Raw genomic sequence first — 5,376 nt, forward strand, 5'->3', positions numbered from 1 at the left:
CTTTGCGTTCATCAGCCAACATTTGGGCATGGATAGGGGTATACTTGCGCGTGCCTTTATTGCGCTCAATCTCCCTGTAAACTGTACTGGCAGAGACATTTACAATCTCTGCAATCTTCTCTTTCGGGGTACCTGTTTGCAGTAATGCAAAAATTTCGTACCTTTGCTCCTTGATTAGTTGTTTGTATTTCATACAACAAAAGTAAATAAATTAATCGAACAGGGAGAACTTTTCTCTCTGTTTTTTTACTTTTGTCGTTCTTAGAAGTTCTGTTCGCGACCTCTTTATTTACGAGCAAAATCTAGGTTGCTCGTAATAGCGATTTTTCGCAGTTACTAATTGAACTTACCAAACAACATTTCTAAACGCATATTCACCAAAAGTCAAGTTTTAGTTCGGGAATAAAAATAAAATCTTTGGTGTTGAGGGTGTATAGTTTTATATCGTAAAATAGTGCAGTAGAGGCAATAAGGGCATCGTGAAAATCAATTTTGTGGGACAAACAATAGTCTTCAACCAATTTTACCGCTTTCGTTGAAATCTCAGGCAAAATAGGCAATGTTTGAAAAACATTTAAATCTTTGTGAATAAATTGCAATTCCAACTTGTTTTTTGCACCATAAAAAAGTTCTGCACGCACAACATCAGAAATGACAATATCATCACTTTGCTTTATTTGTTCAACAACAGAAGCGATTTGTGTGTTTCCTCTGTATATTTCTATGAAAATATTTGTGTCGCAAAGTATCATATTTTTGATAGTTTATTAACTCCGGAGGCTTGCTTTCGGAGTTTTTTGGCATCAATGTTGCTATCTTTCCACATGCCAAAAGAGTCTGAGAATGGGACATATTTTTTGTTGGAATTAACGGCAGCTATTGTCGCTTCCACTTCTAAATCCCATGATTGGAGCATCTGAAGTAAAATGTTCATTTTACGTTGGTCGATGTCCGGTTTGATAGTAAGTTGTACCATAATATCTAATGTATAAATTATAACGCCGCAAAGGTACAATTTTTTTTTAATACATCCGGATGCAGAAAACAAGCAAAATTTGAATTTTGTTTCGTACCTTTGCCCACTTAAAACTTAAAAATAAAAACAACAATGAAACAGGAAAATTAAATTTGTAACATATTCATTATAGAGCTTTTGGCTCTTATTCTTACGCTTACGAAGTCTACCAAATTTCAAAGTACATGAGAATAAGTTGCGAAAGTTCACGCTGTGTGGCGGGGATTATTCGTGCTTATTTGATGTACAAGGGTTTTGGTAGAGCCGGTAAGCGTAAGATAAGCAATTCACGAATGGTTTCACGCTTTTTTCATTTTCAAATGACGGCAGATGCAGAAATAGACATTGTCGCTGCTCGTCCACGATACATTTTTGTTGGTGGCATCGGTGGGCGCAAAGGTTGCCGTGAATGGTTCCGTGTCGCCGATGGTGAGAGAGGTGGTGGCTTTGTTGAGCGTTACGTCCGTTACAGGGATGCTCACTGTTACCACACAAGTTGCCGTTTTGCTGCCGTCTTCCGTTGTAACGGTGATGTCAGCTGTACCTGCGGCAACAGCTGTCACCAAGCCTGTGTTATCCACAGTGGCAACGTTCATATCGCTGCTGTTCCATGTAACATTTTTGTTGGTGGCATCGGTAGGCGCAATGGTTGCCGTGAGTGGCTCCGTGTCGCCGATGGAGAGAGAGGCGGTGGCTTTGTTGAGCGTTACGTCCGTTACAGGGATGTTCACTGTTACTACACAAGTTGCTGTAAAAACGCCATCAGCCGTTGTAACGGTGATGGTATCTGTACCTACCGCTACTGCTGTTACCAAACCACTATTGCTCACCGTTGCCACTGCCGTGTTGCGATTACTCCACGTTACGTTGGTGTTTGCAATGCCGGGGGCAACAGTTGCAATGAGTTGCACCGAACCATCTACTGCAAGCGTGTCAGTGCTTTTGTCGAGCGCGACCCCCGCGAATATTCTCTCAAAAGAGTAGTTCCACCCATTATTGCTTTTGTATGAGTTCAATGAGTTTGCAAGCACATACAGCGTATCGAGAAGCACCTTAAAATTAGAATCGCTGCTATTTGTCGGCGGCGTAGTAGCAAGGCAAGTAACGGAGGTAAGACCGATGCAATCGGAAAAAGCATAACTTCCAATGCTTGTCACGTTGTTAGAAATGGTAACGGATGTAAGACCGCTGCAACCGTGAAAAGCATACCCTCCAATGCTTGTCACGCTGTTAGGAATGGTAACGGAGGTAAGACCGGAGCAATCGTAAAAAGCCATATCTCCAATGCTTGTCACGCTGTTACCAATGGTAACGGAGGTAAGACCGCTGCAATCGCGAAAAGCAGAACTCCCAATGCTTGTCACGCTGTTACCAATGGTAACGGAGGTAAGACCGCTGCAATCGAAAAAAACACAACTCTCAATGCTTGTCACGCCGTCTGGGATAGTAACGGAAGTGAGACTACTGCAACCGGAAAAAGCATAATTTCCAATGCTTGTCACGCCGTCTGGGATAGTAACGGAAGTGAGACTACTGCAACCGGAAAAAGCATAATCTCCAATGCTTGTCACGCCATCACCAATGATAACGGAGGTAAGACTGCCGCAATCGCGAAAAGCCCCTTCCCCAATAACGCTGCCAGGGATGGTAACGGAGGTAAGACCGCTCCCCTCAAAAGCAGAATTTCCAATGCTTGTCGCGCTATTAGGAATGGTAATGGAGGTAAGACCGATGCAACCGCGAAAAGCAGCATCCCCAATGCTTGTCATGCTGTTAGGAATGGTAACGGAGGTAAGACCGCTGCAACTGATAAAAGCATTCTGCCCAATGCTGGTCACGCCCTCATTGATAACCAACGTCTTAATGATGGCGGTACTGAACGAATACCACGGTCTACTCTGATAGGTAAAGTCGTACATTGCCCCCGTGCCGCTGATGGTGAGGGTGTGGAACGTGAGTTCCCATGTAAGATCGCTTCCGCAAGAGCCGCTTGCAGCGATGGGAGAATCTGTGCCTGCGATGTAAAAATCTTTCCACCCGTCAACAGCTGCATAAGTGGTAGCTGCGCCTTCGGGTACGATGAGTTGCACGGTATTAGGAAGAAAATCAAATACATTATTGGGTATGTCTAACGGAGTAGCCCACGCTACACTAACCGAATCTAATCCGTAGCAACCGGAAAAAGCATACTCTCCAATGCTTGTCACGCTGTTAGGAATGGTAACGGAGGTAAGGCCGATGCAATAAACGAAAGCATACTCTCCAATGCTTGTCACACTGTTAGGAATGGAAACGGAGATAAGACCGCTGCAATTGTGAAAAGCTCTACTCCCAATGCTTGTCATGCTGTTAGGAATGGTAACGGAGGTAAGATCGATGCAATCGGAAAAAGCATACTGCGCAATGTGGGTAACACCCTCGTTGATGACCACCGTCTTAATGAAAGACTTGGAATAACGCCACGGTACATTATTGGAACTATAGTAGGCATAACTCATCGCCCCCGTACCACTAATGGTGAGGACATTGTCATCGGTTAGCACTACCGTGGTACTTCCTGAAGTCCACGAACCTGTTGCTGCATTAGCAGCAGTTGATGTCAGCAATAATCCTGTTATCGCCAACAATGATTTGAATTTGTTTTTTTTGTTCATTCTATTTAATTTTTTAAATTATTAACACTCCTTAGTTCCTGATATGATGCATCAAAAACCGCTGCAAAGGTACGGGATTACTTTTTTTGACAGTACAAAAAAGCGTGTAACTTTCACACGCTTTTGATGTAACTTTCACACGTTTTTCAGGGTTTCTTCTATTTTTTTGGAATACAAGGCAAAAAAATCTTCCTCCAATGCGATGGAAATATCATACAATAAATTGGAATGGATAGAGTTGCATTTCAAGGTTTTAGATAAGTTACCCCTGTCGCGATCTATCTCTCTGGCAAGCCAAGCGATAGAACGTTTCTTGTCTGCCAATTTTTGTAATATCTGTTGTCCAATGTCTATTTCTGCATCTGCCGTCATTTGAAAATGAAAAAAGCGTGAAACCATTCGTGAATTGCTTATCTTACGCTTACCGGCTCTACCAAAACCCTTGTACATCAAATAAGCACGAATAATCCCCGCCACACAGCGTGAACTTTCGCAACTTATTCTCATGTACTTTGAAATTTGGTAGACTTCGTAAGCGTAAGAATAAGAGCCAAAAGCTCTATAATGAATATGTTACAAATTTAATTTTCCTGTTTCATTGTTGTTTTTATTTTTAAGTTTTAAGTGGGCAAAGGTACGAAACAAAATTCAAATTTTGCTTGTTTTCTGCATCCGGATGTATTAAAAAAAAATTGTACCTTTGCGGCGTTATAATTTATACATTAGATATTATGGTACAACTTACTATCAAACCGGACATCGACCAACGTAAAATGAACATTTTACTTCAGATGCTCCAATCATGGGATTTAGAAGTGGAAGCGACAATAGCTGCCGTTAATTCCAACAAAAAATATGTCCCATTCTCAGACTCTTTTGGCATGTGGAAAGATAGCAACATTGATGCCAAAAAACTCCGAAAGCAAGCCTCCGGAGTTAATAAACTATCAAAAATATGATACTTTGCGACACAAATATTTTCATAGAAATATACAGAGGAAACACACAAATCGCTTCTGTTGTTGAACAAATAAAGCAAAGTGATGATATTGTCATTTCTGATGTTGTGCGTGCAGAACTTTTTTATGGTGCAAAAAACAAGTTGGAATTGCAATTTATTCACAAAGATTTAAATGTTTTTCAAACATTGCCTATTTTGCCTGAGATTTCAACGAAAGCGGTAAAATTGGTTGAAGACTATTGTTTGTCCCACAAAATTGATTTTCACGATGCCCTTATTGCCTCTACTGCACTATTTTACGATATAAAACTATACACCCTCAACACCAAAGATTTTATTTTTATTCCCGAACTAAAACTTGACTTTTGGTGAATATGCGTTTAGAAATGTTGTTTGGTAAGTTCAATTAGTAACTGCGAAAAATCGCTATTACGAGCAACCTAGATTTTGCTCGTAAATAAAGAGGTCGCGAACAGAACTTCTAAGAACGACAAAAGTAAAAAAACAGAGAGAAAAGTTCTCCCTGTTCGATTAATTTATTTACTTTTGTTGTATGAAATACAAACAACTAATCAAGGAGCAAAGGTACGAAATTTTTGCATTACTGCAAACAGGTACCCCGAAAGAGAAGATTGCAGAGATTGTAAATGTCTCTGCCAGTACAGTTTACAGGGAGATTGAGCGCAATAAAGGCACGCGCAAGTATACCCCTATCCATGCCCAAATGTTGGCTGATGAACGCAAAG

8 protein-coding genes are annotated in these 5,376 nt (G+C 41.0%); 3 read left to right on the plus strand and 5 right to left on the minus strand.

Features of this window, described 5'->3' with window-relative positions:
- The 5 genes from ASC50_RS05020 to ASC50_RS05040 all read right to left on the minus strand — a co-directional run.
- A partial coding sequence (locus ASC50_RS05020; RefSeq protein ID WP_158648469.1) for a helix-turn-helix domain-containing protein occupies positions 1–193 on the minus strand: 193 nt, incomplete at its 3' end.
- Positions 194–374: 181 nt separating this feature from the next.
- Positions 375–752, minus strand: coding sequence for a type II toxin-antitoxin system VapC family toxin (locus ASC50_RS05025; protein WP_056928776.1), 378 nt, complete (start codon positions 750–752; stop codon positions 375–377).
- Positions 749–976, minus strand: a complete 228-nt coding sequence (locus ASC50_RS05030) for a hypothetical protein (protein WP_056928777.1) — start codon at positions 974–976, stop codon at positions 749–751. The genes ASC50_RS05025 and ASC50_RS05030 overlap by 4 nt, the downstream gene beginning before the upstream one ends.
- 338 nt (positions 977–1,314) lie before the next feature.
- On the minus strand, positions 1,315–3,669 hold the full coding sequence (locus tag ASC50_RS07520) for a leucine-rich repeat protein (protein WP_056928778.1): 2,355 nt from the start codon (positions 3,667–3,669) through the stop codon (positions 1,315–1,317).
- Positions 3,670–3,804: 135 nt separating this feature from the next.
- Positions 3,805–4,146 carry a hypothetical protein gene (locus tag ASC50_RS05040; protein WP_158648470.1) on the minus strand — a complete coding sequence of 114 codons (342 nt, stop codon included), beginning with the start codon at positions 4,144–4,146 and terminating at the stop codon, positions 3,805–3,807.
- Between the two features lie 254 nt (positions 4,147–4,400).
- On the opposite strand from ASC50_RS05040, the gene ASC50_RS05045 reads away from it, so the two are divergent.
- From ASC50_RS05045 to ASC50_RS05055, 3 genes are all read left to right on the plus strand, one after another.
- A complete protein-coding gene (locus ASC50_RS05045; RefSeq protein ID WP_056928777.1) occupies positions 4,401–4,628 on the plus strand; it encodes a hypothetical protein in 228 nt (75 codons plus the stop codon).
- Positions 4,625–5,002 (plus strand): type II toxin-antitoxin system VapC family toxin, encoded by a 378-nt coding sequence (locus tag ASC50_RS05050; protein ID WP_056928776.1) that lies wholly within the window; start codon positions 4,625–4,627, stop codon positions 5,000–5,002. The genes ASC50_RS05045 and ASC50_RS05050 overlap by 4 nt, the downstream gene beginning before the upstream one ends.
- 181 nt (positions 5,003–5,183) lie before the next feature.
- Positions 5,184–5,376: helix-turn-helix domain-containing protein (locus ASC50_RS05055; protein ID WP_158648469.1), on the plus strand; the 193-nt coding region annotated here is incomplete at its 3' end.

The sequence above is a fragment of the Candidatus Symbiothrix dinenymphae genome (assembly GCF_001431085.1).

Excerpts from the sequence above, each read along its gene's own strand:
- ASC50_RS05050 (WP_056928776.1), top strand. The coding sequence starts at position 4,625 with ATGATACTTTGCGACACAAATATTTTCATAGAAATATACAGAGGAAAC.
- ASC50_RS05030 (WP_056928777.1), bottom strand. The coding sequence starts at position 976 with ATGGTACAACTTACTATCAAACCGGACATCGACCAACGTAAAATGAAC.
- ASC50_RS07520 (WP_056928778.1), bottom strand. The coding sequence starts at position 3,669 with ATGAACAAAAAAAACAAATTCAAATCATTGTTGGCGATAACAGGATTA.
- ASC50_RS05025 (WP_056928776.1), bottom strand. The coding sequence starts at position 752 with ATGATACTTTGCGACACAAATATTTTCATAGAAATATACAGAGGAAAC.
- ASC50_RS05045 (WP_056928777.1), top strand. The coding sequence starts at position 4,401 with ATGGTACAACTTACTATCAAACCGGACATCGACCAACGTAAAATGAAC.